The sequence below is a fragment of the Roseiflexus castenholzii DSM 13941 genome (assembly GCF_000017805.1).
Classification (GTDB): Bacteria; Chloroflexota; Chloroflexia; order Chloroflexales; family Roseiflexaceae; genus Roseiflexus; species Roseiflexus castenholzii.
Genome location: NC_009767.1, coordinates 2,519,751 through 2,535,010, shown reverse-complemented (window position 1 = coordinate 2,535,010; position 15,260 = coordinate 2,519,751). Strand labels below are relative to the sequence as shown.

Sequence of the window (15,260 nt, the reverse complement as noted above, 5' to 3'; positions counted from 1 at the left end):
ACACTCCTTCATTATCAGTTGGTGCGACCGCCGTAGCGACGATGGTAGGCAAGAATAGCCTCGAAAAAATCGACGAAATTGCGGAAGCGACGGGTATCCGCGCCCACGAGACCGATGGAGTCCGACAGAATCTTCGTCAGAGCGCCCATTGCCGCCTTGCCCGGATCATCGTCGCGCCCCTGGACGCGCCCATACTGATAGGCGAGTTTGGGGCGCAGCATCTGCAACTCGCGCTGCACGGGGAGCGGCAATGGTCTGTCATCATCAATGGTTTTGACGTCCTGCTCAATTGCGCGCACCGTGCCGAAGATGTTGCGGATCTGCGACGTGGTGACATCACGCGCGAGACGGCTGCCAATCCGCTCAGCAGTTGCCGTCAATGCCTGGATCGACTCCGTCGTGTCTTCGGTAATGATCCGCTTAAGCGTCTCCTGCGGCGCCAGTTCCTGCGCCAGCTGGTCGCCCGTGAGTCGTTGTTCGCTCCGTGGATTGCTCATCGTTCCTCCTTTGCATTGCTGCGTTCACGAACCAGTAACTGTGCCCAGCGCGCAGCGAGTCCCGCCCGCTCGATGAACCGTTGCGGCACGCCTTCATTGCCGACGATCCGGTCGCGCAGGCGCTCAATCTGCGCTTTGACCCCGTTTGGTGATCGTTCGGCAACGCGCGTCAACTGGTATGCCCCCTGCCATACCCACGGACCATAGGCGAACTGCGCGGCGCCACTGCGGTTGCGGCGCTGCTCCTGCCGAAAGCGCGCGTCGAGCGTTTGAATGACCATCAGCAGGCTGCGCGGCACACCCTGCGCCTGCACCAGATCGACGAGGGCAGCGCACAGGTCCGCCGCTTCGCCGAAATGCTCCCAGCCCAGAGTGCGTCCCAGGAAAGTCACCGCATCCTTGGCGTGCCGGTCGGGACGCGCATGGCGTTTCGCGGCATCGAGCGCTTCAGCAGCATCATCGGCAGCCTGGTAGAGCGGATAGCGCGCCGCGTGCAGCGTGATCCCGCCCGACAGCGTGATCGGCAGCGTCTCGCCGGCATTGGGCGCGCGCCCCAAGACGTAGCGCGCAAAATCGTTGCGAATCTGCTGCGCCAGGCGTGGCATCCGATGCCACGATCCCACCAGGAAGAGATCGTCGCCGCCGCTGTAGACGGCATATACCCCGCCGGCGCCGCCATCATCATTGGCGCGGCGACACAGTTCACCGACCCATCCCTCGAAGTAGCGGCTCAACGTTGTGCTGAGCGCTGCCGTCACAGCCAGACCCGCCAGACCCGACGGGCGACTCAGGCGTCGCCCAAACAGATCGCCGAGATCGTCCACATCCATGCGCAGCACGCCCATCCGCCGCGCGCCGATGCTCTGTTCCGCCAGCAGATTGAACGGCTTGACATCGCCGACGCGCAACGTCTGCTCATCGCCAGCATCGCGTTCGAGCGCCTGATACTGCGCAACATCGCGATCCGTCGCCAGTTGCGCCACTGCGACCGTGTAGCGCGTCCCGACGACGTCCTGTGGTCCGAGGGCGATAGACTGCGGATCACGGTCATCGATCAGCAGCACCCGCCGACGCCGGGAGTGGTCAACGCGATAAGCACACAGATGGTCGAGCAGCTCGACGTTCAAGCCGAGCACGCGCAGCACGTCGTTCCAGCCCGCTTTGCCGCGATCAAAGGAGACGGCGCGCGGTTCCACCGGCTCGACCGACAGCAGCGCCACACGCGCCAGTTGCCGCCCCAGGTCTGCGAGCGACTCGCCCATGGCGTCGAGCGGTTCGGCGGATTGCTCTTCAACGTCCGGCGGCGGCTCCGGCTGCGTCGGCTCGAACAACCGGGCGAACGTCGCATCATCGAGGTCGGCAAAACGGCGACGTTTCACGTCGTCGATTCGGCGCGTCAACTCCTGCCAGGTGGATTCGCTATAGTCATGCGGCGCGAAGCGCACTCCGCCGATTGCCAGGTAGAGCGCGCCGCCGTGCGCATCAAGGAGCAGTCTGCCGATGGCGCGCCGCCATTCGCCAAGACGCGACTCGAACGACGCAGGAAGCAGCACATAAAAGCGACCGCCGCCGGCGTACAACAGATTACAGAACGGCATCCCCGCCTGGTGCAACACATAGTGCGCGCATGCCTCGGTCAGCAATTGGAGATAGAATGACCGCCCGCGCAGCTGGCGGGTCGCACCGGCAGCGCTGATCGAGTAGATAAACTCCTGCACCCCGGACACATCACCGCCAACGAGGAGCAGACCGGAATCGGCGGTCAGCGCCGCCGCGACGGCTGCGTGGATACGCGCCGCGTCGTACAGCGACACGCCGGCAAGGGGCGAAGGGAGACACCAGGCGAACCGCTGAAACGCGAAGAAGAGCGCCTCGATGCGTGGCGCGAGCGGCAGGTGCGCGCTCTGATTGTCGGCTGCGCGCAACGCCGCGCGCAGCCGGTCGGTGGCTGCCGTGTCAACGCGCGCGTCCGTCGACGGGAAGAGGATGTCATCGGTCAGCGCCAGCGGCGCGCGGCGCACATATGCCGCCGACGCCCCTTGAAGACTCCCAAAGACCGTTGCGAGCGGTCGTGTCAGATCAAGGCACGGCGGAGCATCGCCGCCACAGACGAACCGCGCAGCGCGATCCACCACATCACACGCAGCGTCCGGCGCTGCGGGCGCATGTTCCCTGTTCGCCGCCGCCACCCAGAAGCGCAGCGCCTCGAGCGCTGCGCGATGCGCAAGTTCGTGCATACCACCTCCCACTGTGATGTGATGTCACTGCACAATCGCCATAAGACATCCGCAACGACTCGCGTCTGATTAAAGTATATTGCACAAATGTGTAAGAAAATGAACAATTTGGAGTCAATTTCGTTGACGAATTTTCAACGAATAGGCGAAGAACGAGAATGTCTCGCCTCGCCCCTCTCGCCTCGCCCCTCTCACCCCTCCCCTCTCGCCTCGCCCCTCTCACCCCTCCCCTCTCGCCTCTCGCCTCGCCCCTCTCGCCTCGCCCCTCTCGCCTCGCCACCAATGCGAGATAAATCTCGCGCTACGCCATTGTCGGGCCCCGCTCGCCTCTCGCCTCTCACCTCGCCCTTCTCGCCTCGCCCCTCTCGCCTCGCCACCAATGCGAGATAAATCTCGCGCTACGCCATTGTCGGGCCCCGCTCGCCTCTCGCCTCTCGCCTCTCGCCTCGCCCCTCTCGCCTCGCCCCTCTCGCCTCGCCACCAATGCGAGATAAATCTCGCGCTACGCCATTGTCGGGCCCCGCTCGCCTCTCGCCTCTCGCCTCTCGCCTCGCCCCTCTCGCCTCGCCCCTCTCGCCTCGCCCCTCTCGCCTCGCCACCAATGCGAGATAAATCTCGCGCTACGCCATTGTCGGGCCCCGCTCGCCTCTCGCCTCTCGCCTCTCGCCTCGCCCCTCTCGCCTCTCGCCTCTCGCCTCGCCCCTCTCGCCTCGCCACCAATGCGAGATAAATCTCGCGCTACGCCATTGTCGGGCCCCGCTCGCCTCTCGCCTCTCACCTCGCCCTTCTCGCCTCACCCCTCTCGCCTCGCCCCTCGCCCCTCTCGCCTCTCGCCTCGCCCCTCTCGCCTCTCGCCAACTTTTCTCACCTCCATCTCAGGCAGAAGTCGTTGTCTTGTGGTAGACTTTTTATACAACCCTGCCGGCTCGCTCACGAATCCCCATGCGAAGGAGAGGCGCATGCGCATGCTGGCGCGTTTGCAGGCGGCGATGATTGTGTTTCTGGCGCTAGTGGCATATCTAATGCCGGCGCCGGTTCAGGCGCAGACGACGCTGCCGCAGTGGTACGAACTCCGCACGCAAAAATTTGCAATTCTGTATGCCGACGGCGATCTGGCGCGCGCCGAGGAGTATGCAACCTTTGTTGACGAGGTGTATGACGAGATTACATCGATCTTCAGCCATGCCGCGCCGACGCCGGTAACGCTGCGCCTCTATCCGACCCGCCGCGTCTACGACGCCGCCAATCCGTTGGCTGCTCCGATTCAGGGGATCATTGCGCATGCTGATTTTCGCCGCAATGAGGTGGTGGTCATTCTCGACCAAACCACCGCTCAGTCTCCTGAAGAGATCAAGAATAACGTGCGCCACGAACTGACCCACATCGTGCTGGCGGAACTCTCGTCGAACCGCTTGAACGTCGGGTTCCACGAAGGCATTGCACAGTATGTCGAGCGCCCGACCCCCGACCTGGAGCGTAAGGCGACGGCGCTGCGGCAGGCGCTCGAACGCGATGCGCTCCTGCCCTGGAGCGCCCTCGATGACCGCGATCAGATTTATGGCAGTCCACAGATCGGGTATCCGCAGACCCTCTCGATTGTCGCGTTTCTGGTCGAACGTTTTTCGTTCGTCAAACTGCGCGAGTTCGTCACGGTCAGCGCGCGGAGCAGCGGGTATCGTTCAGCGCTCGAACGGACCTATGGCATGCCTTCGACCGACCTCGAGCGCATGTGGCGCGAATGGCTGCCTTCGTATCTCGATGGCGGCTTTCGCCACAATGCGCTGACGGAGTATGACCTGACCCCCATTGAAACGCTGATCGCCGATGGTCGCTACGCAGAAGCCAAACGCGAACTCGAACTGGCAATTCCCTGGTTGCGCAATACGCAGCAACATGATGTGCTGGCGCGCGCGCAGGACTTGCTGGCGCAGAGCGAAGCCGGTCTGTACGCCGAAGACCTGGCGCAGCAGACGCGCGCGGCGCTCGAGGCGCACGACTATGCGACTGCGGAGAACCTGGCGAAGCGCGCGCTCGATGCCTATATGACGCTCGAGAACCAGAGCCGTATCGAAACGCTGACCGTCTATGCAACCATCGCCAGGCGCGGGTTGCGCGCAACGGAGCTGCTCGAACAGGCAACCGCGCTCGCCGGCGACTGGCGAACCTTTGCCGATGCCCGCATCATTGCCGATCAGGCTGCCGCTGAGTTTCTTTCGCTTGGCAATCAGGAGAACGCAGCGCGCGCGTTGACGTTGCGCGCCGAGATTGATCGCGTGCAGAGTCTTGCCGGCATCGCCTTGCTTATCATCGGGTTGGCGGGTATTGCGGTTGGGTTTACCCGCCGCCTGATCGTTCGTGAAGCGGAGGTGTGGTGATGGCGGAACGTCAGCATCCGCTGGTCAAACAACTGCGACGCCTGGCGCGGGAACGCTGGACGCAGCGCGCGCTTCGCACCGTGCTGCAATCCGCCTCGATTGCGCTTGGCGTCTGGTGCGCCGGCATGGGCGCAAATCTGTTGTGGAACTGGCAGATTGGCGTACCGGAACTGACTGCGCTGGCGCTGGCGATTGTGGGGCTTGGTCTGGTGTCGTTGCTCCGCCCGCCAATGCGCCCCGCCGAGGTGGCGCGCCGCCTCGACCGACGCTTCAATCTCAATGAGCAACTGGCGACCGCCGTCGAGATGGTGCAGGTCGATCCGCGTTCGTCGGCGATGACGGCGCGCCTGATCGACCAATCCACCGCAACGGTGCGCCAGGTGCATCAGTACGTTCGCCGACGACAGGCGGCGCCCTGGACGGATCTGCTCACGCTGCTGGCGTTGCTGCTGGTGGCGTGCGGATTGGCGCTTATGTCGGGCATTGGCAGCCTGTCGCTCAACCCGTCGGTGGCGTTGCTTCCGGCGCTGCCACAGCAGGCGGCGCCGCTGCCGCTTCCGATGGAAGAGATGATGCCAATGCCCGGCAGCGACCAGCTAATCCCGTTAGAAGGCGGCGAGGAGATGCTGCCGTTCCGTCCGGGGAACAGCGCCGGAGGGGAGCAATCGGCGGCGGCGCCTGCTCAACCATCCGCTCCATCGCCGGCAGACCCACAGACGCTCGAAGAACTGGCGAATGCGCTACGCGACCTGGGCGCCACCCGTCCGGCAGCGGATGCGCTCGACCGCGGCGACACCGATGCGGCGGCGCAACGTCTGCGCGAACTTGCCGATCAGGCGAGTGCGCTTTCGCAAGAAGCGCGCCAGGCGCTCAGCCGCGCCCTCGAAGAAGCGGCGCGCGCGATCGAACGCCGCGACCCTGCGCTCGCAGAGCAGGTGCGGCAGTCGGCGCGCGACCTCTCCCGCCAACAAAGCGCCGCTCAGGGACTCGAAGACCTGGCGCAGGCTATCGATCAGATGGGTGAATCGGCTGCGGCCAGCAGCACGCCTCCTTCGGACGATGGCGGAAACGAGGGACAGGCGAGCAATCCTGGCGGTCCGTCGGGGCAACCCGGCGCAGAAGGCGAGGGTCAGACCGGTCCATCGGGAAGCGCGGCCGGCAACAATCCTTCCGGCGAGCAGCGTCCAATCACTCCTGCTGGAAGACTCGGCGTCGAGGGGCAACCGGCGCCGCTGGAAGCGCAGGGGGGTGGGCAGAGCACAGGCGCAACCAATAATCCGAACGCAACCCTCCAGGGAAGCGTCGGAACGGCATCTGGCGGGCAGCCGGGAACCGGCGGCGCAATCGGCGCCGACCCGCTGCGCATTCCTCTTGACGAACGCGATGTGGTTCAGGAATATTTTCAGCCCTAAACAGCAGGCGGCGCTTCCGCCGTTGTTCAATGAAGCGTTTCTCCGCCGCCTGGAGCGGTTGAGTTTGCAGGCGCAGCGCACCCTGCGCGGGCGACCGTCCGGCGGTGCGCATCTCAGCTACCGCCTGCTGCCGACGTCGATCTTCAGTGATCATCGTCCCTACAGCACCGGCGACGATTATCGGTATGTTGATTGGAACGTCTATGCCCATCAGGATGCGCTCTTCGTCAAGCTTGGCGAGATCGAGCAGGACGTCAACATTCACCTGCTGCTCGATGTGTCGCGTTCGATGATGTGGGGATCCCCGCCGAAACTGCGCGCGGCGCAGTTGCTCGCCGGGACGCTGGGATACCTTGCGCTGGCGCACAACGACCGGCTCCATGTAGCGCCGTTCAGTGCCGCCGTCCTGCGCGAGTTCGGTCCGGCGCACGGCAAGGCGCGCCTGATCGAAATGCTGCGCTTTATCGAGCATGTGCAGCCCGGCGGCGAAACGAATCTGCGTGCTGTGCTCGACGGGTATGCGCGGCGGCATCCGCGCGGCGGACTTTTGGTGCTCTGTTCCGACCTGCTGGCGTCGGAAGGTCTTGAAGAAGGGTTACGCGCCTTCCCACCGCCGATCTGGCAGGTGCTGGTGATCCATCTGCTCGATCCGGGGGAACTGAATCCTGAGCGCCTCGGCCCGATTGAACTCGAAGACATGGAGACCGGCGCGCTGCTGCCGCTGGTCGTCGATGACGAAACGCTTGCGCACTACCGCCGCAACCTGACCGCCTGGCAGCGGGGCATTGAGTCGGCGTGCGGCAAACGTGGCGCTACCTGTGCGCGTGTGCTCAGCACATGGCCGCTCGAGCGGCAGATCATTCCGTATCTCCGCGCGCGTCAAATACTGACATAGCCCATGAGTTTTCTTCTGCCACTCGGATTACTGGCATTGCTTGCCCTGCCGCTCATCGTGCTGCTCCATTTCCTGCGCGAACGGCGGCGACGCGTGCCAACACCAAGCCTGCTGCTCTGGGCAAACCTGCCACGCCGCGTGGAAGGCGAGCGCAGCCGCCGCCTGCCGCTGACCCTGCTGCTGCTCCTCCACCTCCTGATTGCCACGCTGCTCGGCGTTGCGCTGGGGGGACCGCAGATCACCGGTGCGCTCACGCCCGACGCGCGCCATACCGCCATTATTCTCGACACATCCACCAGCATGGCAGCCGTTGACGGCGGCGCGAGCCGTTTCGACCAGGCGCGCCGGCGCGCACGCGCTATTGTCACCTCTGCCTCTCCCGGTGACCGGATCACGCTGATCGCTGCCGGACCGCGGGCGCAGATCGTGGCATCCGGCGACGACCCCTTACTGATCACTGCCGCGCTCGACCGCCTTCAGCCCGGCGGCGTTGGCATGGCGATCAATGAGGCGTTGACGCTGGCAGAAGCCGTGCTCGACCCACAGTTCAGCCGACGGATCGTGGTCCTGACCGATAGCGCGTTACCGCCGCAACCTGCGCGCGATATGATTGTGCCCATCGAATGGGTGTCGATAGGATCGAATGTGCCGAACCGCGCGATCATTGCGTTTGCCAGCCGTCCCTGGGGCGGTCGCCTCCAGGTGTATGCGCGGGTCGCCAATTATGACGCCACAGCCTTCAATGGAACGCTCCAGGTCTTCTCCGACAATCAGGTCGTTGCAGAAGAACGAGTCGCCATTGCGCCGAACGGCGAAACGGAGGTCAGTTGGACGCTGCCCGGCGGAATTGAGGCGCTGCGCGCCACCATCGATGGGCGCGATGCGCTGCCACAGGACGATGTCGCATACCTCAGCGTGTCGCAGGGGCGCCCGATTCTGGCGTTGCTGGTGTCGAACGAGCCGGCCGCCCTTCGCCGCGCGCTCGCAGCCATACCCGGCGTGACGGTCGTTGTGACGAACCCTGCCGCCTACGCGGACACGCCGGAGCGATCTGCCGCAGACCTGACAATCTTCGATGGTTTTCTGCCGGATGCCTGGCCCCAGGGCGCTATTCTGTCAATCGCCCCACCCTCTGGATCGTCGCTGTTGAATGTAGCGTCCGACACACGCGAACCAGAACCGGGCAAGCCGTTGCACCAACGAGGGAATACGCTCCAGGGGATCGAGTTCGGCGGCGTGGTGTTTGGCGCCGTCCGCATCGTCGAGGCGCCACCATGGGCTGAGGTGCAGTTGTCGTTCGAGAATACGCCGCTGATCCTCCGAGGACGAACCGACAATCACGAAATTGCGATCTGGACGTTCAATCTTGCCAGCAGCAACCTGACGACACGCCTGGCATTTCCGATCCTGGTTGCGCGCACCGTGCGCGACCTGGCGCCACCGCCGTTGCCGCAGGCGGTGCGCGCCGGCGAGCCACTGGTCATCCGACCCGACCCGCGCACGACAACCCTGCGACTGCGTGGTCCTGACAACCGGCAGATTACCGCGCCGGCAGCATCGGTTGTCACCCTCGATACGCTGATCGAGCCGGGGTTGTACCGCGTGGAAGAACAACGCAACAATATCACCGTTCCGGTTGGCATGGTCGGAGTCAATGCAGGAGCGGCAATCGAATCAAACCTGCGCCCACAGAACGCACCGCCGTTGCGTGCGCCGGGAACCGACCCCGGCAGCGCAGCGGGACGACAGACGCTCGATCTATGGCCCTGGCTGGCGCTGGCTGCGCTCCTGGTTCTGGCGCTGGAATGGGCGTATGTGTTGCGCCGACGCGAGAAAGTGTTCACATGATCCTTCGCAACCCGCAGTTTCTCCTGCTCCTGATGCTCGTGCCGCTGATCATCGGCGGTTGGCTGTGGCGGCGTGGTCGCCTGCCGGCTGCGGCGCTCGTGCTGCGCGTGATCATTGTGATCCTCATTGTCGGCGCGCTGACCAACCCGATTGCCCTGCAAGGGCATATCGACAGCGCAGGTGCGCCGCTCGTCGTGGTGCTGGTCGATCAATCGGACAGCCTGACCGACGAAGGCAAAGCAGCGTTGCGCGCGCGCGCTGCGGCGCTTGCCGCAAACAGCAGCAGCCCGGTGCAAATTATCACGTTCGGAGCAACAGCAGCCGCAGAACAGAGCACCCCCCCCGGCGATCAAACCGATATCGCCGCAGCGTTGCGCGCCGCGCGCGGATTGATCGGCGACGGCGGCGGGCGCGTGGCGCTCCTCTCAGACGGACTCCAGACCAGAGGCGATGCGCTGGCTGAGGCAAGAGCGCTCGCAGGCGCCGGCATCCCGGTCGATACTGAATATTATCAGGCGCCTGCACGACCAGAGTTCTGGATTGCAACCATCGAAACGCCGCCGACATTGCGCGAAGGCGAAGAGTTTACCGCCCGAATCGTCATGGCCAGCACCGTCGCTGCCAACGCGCAACTCGAACTGACCGTCGGCAATGAGCGCGTGCTGGCGCAGCAGGTGCGCCTGGCGCCAGGTGAGAACAGTGTCCCCTACACCGGTCGCGCGGGGCGACCGGGCATTCTGCGGATGCAGGCCACGCTGACCGGTCAACCGGATACGCTGACGCGCAACAATGTTGCCGGTGCGACGGTGCTGGTGGCGCCGATGCCGCGCATTCTGCTGGTGGAAGGACCGAACGACGTCAACAGTGCGCCATTGCGCAGCGCATTGCGTGAGGCTGGTGTAATGGCGGATGTGGCGGAGGCGGCATCGCTCCCCGCACAGATCTCGGCGCTCGGATTGTATGAAGGGATTGTACTGATCGATGTGCCTGCCGGTGTCTTGAGCCTCGACCAGATGGCAACGCTGCGTGAGTTCGTGCGCAGCGAGGGGCGCGGGTTGCTGGCAATCGGCGGGCGATCCAGTTTCACCCTTGGCGCTTATAAGGACACGCCACTGGAGGAAACGCTCCCCGTAACCATGGTTCCGCCGCCGCGTCCCGAACGCTCCGATACGACACTGCTCCTGATCATCGATCAGTCCGCCAGCATGGGACCGGAGACCGGCCTTTCCAAATTCACCATGGCGAAGGAAGCCGCCATCATGGCGACCGAATCGTTGCGCGCCGAGGATCGTATTGGCGTGCTGGCGTTCGATGTATCGACACGCTGGGTGGTCGACTTTCAGCCGGTCGGAACGGGGTTAAGCCTGGCGGATATTCAGCGACGGATCAGCACGCTGCCGCTTGGCGGCGGCACCGACATTTACAACGCATTGCAAACCGGTCTGCCGGAGTTGGCGCGCCAACCGGGGCGGGTGCGTCATGCTGTGCTCCTTACCGACGGTCGCTCCTTTACCGATGATCGACAGGCGTATCAGGCGCTGATCGAGGAGGCGCGCAGCCGGAATATCACGCTTTCGACCATCGCAATCGGAACTGACGCGGATATCGACCTGCTCCAGACGCTGGCGCGCTGGGGCGCCGGGCGCTACTACTTCGCTGCCGAACCGGGCGATATTCCACGCCTGACGCTGCTCGAAAGCGAAATCGTGCGCACCGAGCCGCAGGTCGAAGGAGATTTCCGCGCTGAACAAAAGGCGCCCCACCCGATGCTGCGCGATTTTGCCCCGGCACAGATACCCGGACTGAAGGGGTATGTCGCCACAACCCTGAAACCCGGCGCCGACCTGGTGCTGCAATCGCCCGACGGCGATCCCGTGCTGGCGGTCTGGCAGTATGGATTGGGACGCGCCGCTGCCTGGACGCCGGGCGCAGAAGCGCCATGGGCTGCCGATTGGTCGAACTGGCCCGAATATGGGCGCTTTTGGGCGCAGTTGATCCGCTACACGCTTCCCGAACCGGATAGTGGACCGCTCCAGGTGCGCGTCGTCCGCGACGGTGATAGCGTGCGCATCGTGGCCGATTCGGTCGCGCCGGGAGGCAGACCGCTCGACCTGGCAGACACTCAGGCAACGATTGTGCTGCCCAACGGCGCCGCGCAACTGATTACGCTGCGTCAGACGGCGCCAGGTCGCTATGAACAGGCGCTCATCCTGCCGGACGACGGACCCTACGCAATTGAAGTGCGTCAGCAAAAAGGGAGCGAGGTGCGCGCAGCGCAGGCCGGCTACGTGCAACGCTACTCCGACGAATACCTGCCCCCCGCCGATCCGCAGACCGGTGCGCGGCTGATGAACGACATCAGCGCAATCACCGGCGGGAATGCACTGGGCGGAGGCTCACTCATCGCGCCGGGAGGCGGCGCCATCCGCGCCGAACGGCTGCCCGACACCGGCTTCTGGCCCTGGCTGCTTGGTCTGGCGGCGCTGCTCTGGCCCCTCGAAATCGCCATCCGGCGCGGATGGGTGCGGTTGCGTCGATGAGACGCGATGAACAGGCGTCTACACCGGGCGGCCCACACGACCTGCGGCACACCGGAGAAGCACAGACAGGGGACGACCATCACCCTGAGCGAGGCGCAGGGTTTCACAAGGAACATTCGAGAGGCTTCCCCGTCGCTGCTCCTTCGCTTCGCTCGGAGCATAGTGCGGGGCTTCGGCTGCTCCGCTCAGCATGACAGCAAGGGCGCCCATGGCTCGCAGATTCAGGCAGGGCGCAGCGAATCGGACGGATACCCCTGCCGGATCGTGGTATAGTAGAGATCACACGATACACAGCATAATCGACTGACCACCTGCTCCGCGTCGCCCTGTATGACCACGACCGATACTGAAACGCTCCTGCACAACGCCGTTCCAGCGATCCCCGCGAATCGCAATGCGCTGGGAAAAGAACTGATTTATCGAACACTGGTGCTGCCCGCGTGCCGCTCGATGTTCGCCCGGGTCTGGTTGCACATCGCAGGACCTGTGCCCCATCCTGCCGAAGGTCCCGTTATCGTCTATATGAACCATCCCGGCTGGTGGGACGGGTATATGGCGTTCCTGCTGGATAAAATCGTGCTGAACGAGCGATTTCAGAGTTACATTATGATGGAAGAGAAGCAGTTGCGCATCTACCGATTCTTCACCTGGTGCGGCGCTTTCTCAGTAGACCGGCGTCGTCCCGGCGAAGCGGAGCGCTCAATCGCGTACATCAGCCGCCTGCTGCGTGAACGGCGGGACCGGATGCTCTGGATTCTGCCGCAGGGGCGCATTGTTCCCAATGACCGCCGACCGTTGAAGGTCTACCCTGGCGTGGCGCGTATTGCGAAACAGGTGGGAGATGTATTCTTCTGGCCCGTTGCACTGCGCTATGAGTTTCGCGGCGAGCAACGCCCCGAAGCGTTTATTCGCGTCGGTCCCCCGCACATCAGCGATCTGAGCGCGCCAGAAGCGGCGATTGTGGCTGACGTGCAGGCGCGCCTGACGGCGGCGGTCGACGCATTGCGCGACGAGGTCAATGAAGAGCGACTGGAAGCGTACCGCACCCTGTTGCGCGGGAAGCGCGACATCAGCCGTTTCTGGGCTGATGTCGTCGCTGTGTGGCGCCAATCCATCCAGCGACTGCCAGGAAGATCACGCCGACCAGACCTGCCAGCGGATAGCCACGCGCCAGATTCGCAGCAGTGAAGAAGATGCTGCTCAGCATATAGAGCAGAGCAGGAACGCGATGCCAGACGAATGGCAGTGTGCGCGCCCACAACGATGGCTTCGGCGTCGATGATGCGTCGGCAGGCTCGACGCCCGCATCAGGCGGCAGGAGAAACGTCATAATCAGCGCCATAAGGAACCCAACGATCCACCAGCCGACAAAATTCTGCGGAGGCACTTGATAGTATGGACCAGTATCGATCCAGGTCCAGTATGCATTGATGAATGTAGCGACCGTTTCGATCTGAAGATCGAGCACAACAATCAACACGCCGGTAAGCGTCGCAAGCCCGATGCGCCCGCCGCGCCCGCCAAGCGCCAGGCGCGCCAGTTGCCACGATCCAAAGCCAGCCATCAACCAGGCGAGCGTGATCGGAACCGGCACGATCCCCAGTATCTGCGGCTGCAACATTTCGGTATACTGATAGCGACCAAACGGCCATCCGGTTGTTTCGCCGATATGCTCAACCGCCCATGCCAGCACTGCTGCCAGACCAACCGCAAGACCGCCGCGCGCGCCGTACATGCCCAATCCCCAGAAGATCACCGCCAGACCCTGAACGATCAGCATGGCAGCGCCCATCCAGAGGCCCCAGGCCGGCACGGCGTTGAGCGCAACAGTGATGGTTGAACCGGGAAAGACGGCACAATAGGCGAAAAAACACGCTAGAGAAAGCCATTGAAACAGAGGCGACGGCGACATGGAAACAGATCGCGTCACGCGCAATGAACGACCGGTATTGCTTCTGCTCTGCATCCTGTTCCTCACGACACGGCTGCCCGGCTTGCTGACGCTGCCCCTCTTCAACGACGAAGCGATCTATCTGTACCGCGCCCAGCAATTCCCTGCCCAACTCGAGTTCACCGTCCATGACGGCAAACTGATCCACGAACTGCTCCTTGCCGCACTTGCCCGCCTACCCTGGGATCCATTGCTCACCGGCAGAATCCTGTCGGTGCTGTGTGGATGGCTTACCGTTGTCGGGCTATGGCTCAGCGGAAGGATCATTGGTGATCGCACGGCGGGTCTGTTCGCCGGATTGCTGTACATTCTCTCACCGCTAGCAATCATCCACGACCGCCTGGCTATTCCCGACGCCATGCTGGGGAGTATAGCAGGCTTCCTGCTGGCGGCAAGCCTTCGTCTGACTCTTCTGCCGCAACCCAACCGCTGGCACGCAGCCGGGGTCGGCGCGCTCGGCGCCCTCGCCACGCTGGTCAAACTGCCAGGACTGTTCCTCTTCGCCCTCCCCGCGCTGATCATTGTGACCAGCGCGGCAACGCCGGAGCGCCGACATCAACAATGGGCGCTGCTGCGCACAGTCCTGATCATGACCCTGCTGGCGCCCGCTTCATTCGCGCCCTTCAACTATGGCGGAGCTGAAAACCATAAAGTCGGCGTTTTCAATCTGGCACTCCAGATCGAGCGCCTGACAGACAATGTCCGCCAGATTGGCGAATGGCTGGCGCTCACCCTGCCGCTGCCGACTCTCGCACTCATCGGATTGGGACTGAGCCAGCGCCCGACACGCCGCTTGATTCTGACCCTCGTCGCAGCTGCCTGCGTCTTCTGTATGGCGCTTGCCACGATTGGGAGCGTGCTCTATCCTCGCTACATCCTCCCTGCGTGGCCTCTGCTGCTCGTTGTCGCCGGCGTGGGACTGAGCCGCCTGTGCCATCTTCCTGTTGCGCTGCGTGGCGCTGGCATAGCGATAGCGCTTATCAACGCGATATGGGGATCATTCTTCGCCATTCAATATGCCCAAAACCCGGCACAGGCGCCGTTGACCACGGCTGATCGTCACCAGTACATCGAGACATGGACGGCGGGATATCATCTCGATGAAATCACGCTTCTCTTGCACACTGAAGCCGAACAAAAAGGCGACATTGCGCTGTTAAGTCCGTTGCAACCGCGACTGATTCATATTGGTCCCAAGGTGTATCTCAATGGCGATCCCCGCATTTCCTTTGTCGATGTCGATGTTGCGAGCGATAATGCCAGACAGTTGATCAATGAGATCACCACGCAACGAACGGTTTACGTTACACTCGATGCCGAAGAAGTCGTCGCCTTCGACATCGAACGGCGCTTCCCTGAACTGAAGATTATTCGCGAGTGGCGCAATCCCCACAGCGACATGGCGTTTTATCTGTATGTCTGGTCGCCGTGAGAACTGAGAACTGAGAACTGAGAACCAAGAACTGAGAACCAATCCGTGAGAATCTGTCTCGATCCGTGGGTAT

At 63.4% G+C, this 15,260-nt stretch carries 10 protein-coding genes; 7 read left to right on the top strand and 3 right to left on the bottom strand.

Translation table 11 applies throughout. From position 1 onward, the window contains the following. Positions 1-14: 14 nt before the first annotated feature. Both csm2 and cas10 read right to left on the bottom strand, forming a co-directional pair. A complete protein-coding gene (csm2, locus tag RCAS_RS10150; RefSeq protein ID WP_012120490.1) occupies positions 15-497 on the bottom strand; it encodes a type III-A CRISPR-associated protein Csm2 in 483 nt (160 codons plus the stop codon). Beyond that, positions 494-2,734, bottom strand: coding sequence for a type III-A CRISPR-associated protein Cas10/Csm1 (gene cas10, locus RCAS_RS10145; RefSeq protein WP_049768818.1), 2,241 nt, complete (start codon positions 2,732-2,734; stop codon positions 494-496). Before cas10 ends, csm2 begins: the two co-directional genes overlap by 4 nt. Before the next feature lie 959 nt (positions 2,735-3,693). On the opposite strand from cas10, the gene RCAS_RS10140 reads away from it, so the two are divergent. The 6 genes from RCAS_RS10140 to RCAS_RS23930 all read left to right on the top strand — a co-directional run bounded on the left by RCAS_RS10140 (position 3,694) and on the right by RCAS_RS23930 (position 12,992). Beyond that, a complete protein-coding gene (locus tag RCAS_RS10140; RefSeq protein ID WP_012120488.1) occupies positions 3,694-5,109 on the top strand; it encodes a peptidase MA family metallohydrolase in 1,416 nt (471 codons plus the stop codon). Beyond that, positions 5,109-6,521, top strand: coding sequence for a collagen-like domain-containing protein (locus RCAS_RS10135; protein ID WP_012120487.1), 1,413 nt, complete (start codon positions 5,109-5,111; stop codon positions 6,519-6,521). Before RCAS_RS10140 ends, RCAS_RS10135 begins: the two co-directional genes overlap by 1 nt. Beyond that, positions 6,493-7,416 (top strand): DUF58 domain-containing protein, encoded by a 924-nt coding sequence (locus tag RCAS_RS10130; protein ID WP_012120486.1) that lies wholly within the window; start codon positions 6,493-6,495, stop codon positions 7,414-7,416. The genes RCAS_RS10135 and RCAS_RS10130 overlap by 29 nt, the downstream gene beginning before the upstream one ends. A gap of 3 nt (positions 7,417-7,419) precedes the next feature. Next, positions 7,420-9,264 carry a vWA domain-containing protein gene (locus RCAS_RS10125; RefSeq protein ID WP_012120485.1) on the top strand — a complete coding sequence of 615 codons (1,845 nt, stop codon included), beginning with the start codon at positions 7,420-7,422 and terminating at the stop codon, positions 9,262-9,264. Next, the gene (locus tag RCAS_RS10120; RefSeq protein WP_012120484.1) at positions 9,261-11,804 is read left to right on the top strand and encodes a VWA domain-containing protein; all 2,544 of its coding nucleotides are present in this window, start codon (positions 9,261-9,263) and stop codon (positions 11,802-11,804) included. Before RCAS_RS10125 ends, RCAS_RS10120 begins: the two co-directional genes overlap by 4 nt. Before the next feature lie 330 nt (positions 11,805-12,134). Continuing rightward, the gene (locus RCAS_RS23930) at positions 12,135-12,992 is read left to right on the top strand and encodes a lysophospholipid acyltransferase family protein (protein WP_012120483.1); all 858 of its coding nucleotides are present in this window, start codon (positions 12,135-12,137) and stop codon (positions 12,990-12,992) included. Here RCAS_RS23930 and RCAS_RS10105 read toward each other — a convergent pair. Continuing rightward, complete coding sequence (locus RCAS_RS10105) at positions 12,874-13,716, bottom strand: carotenoid biosynthesis protein (RefSeq protein WP_012120482.1); 843 nt, start codon at positions 13,714-13,716, stop codon at positions 12,874-12,876. The two genes, RCAS_RS23930 and RCAS_RS10105, sit on opposite strands and share 119 nt — an antisense overlap. On the opposite strand from RCAS_RS10105, the gene RCAS_RS10100 reads away from it, so the two are divergent. Then, positions 13,715-15,187: an ArnT family glycosyltransferase gene (locus RCAS_RS10100; RefSeq protein ID WP_232280222.1), complete on the top strand. Its 1,473-nt coding sequence runs from the start codon at positions 13,715-13,717 to the stop codon at positions 15,185-15,187. The genes RCAS_RS10105 and RCAS_RS10100 overlap by 2 nt on opposite strands. The last annotated feature ends 73 nt before the right edge of the window (positions 15,188-15,260 follow it).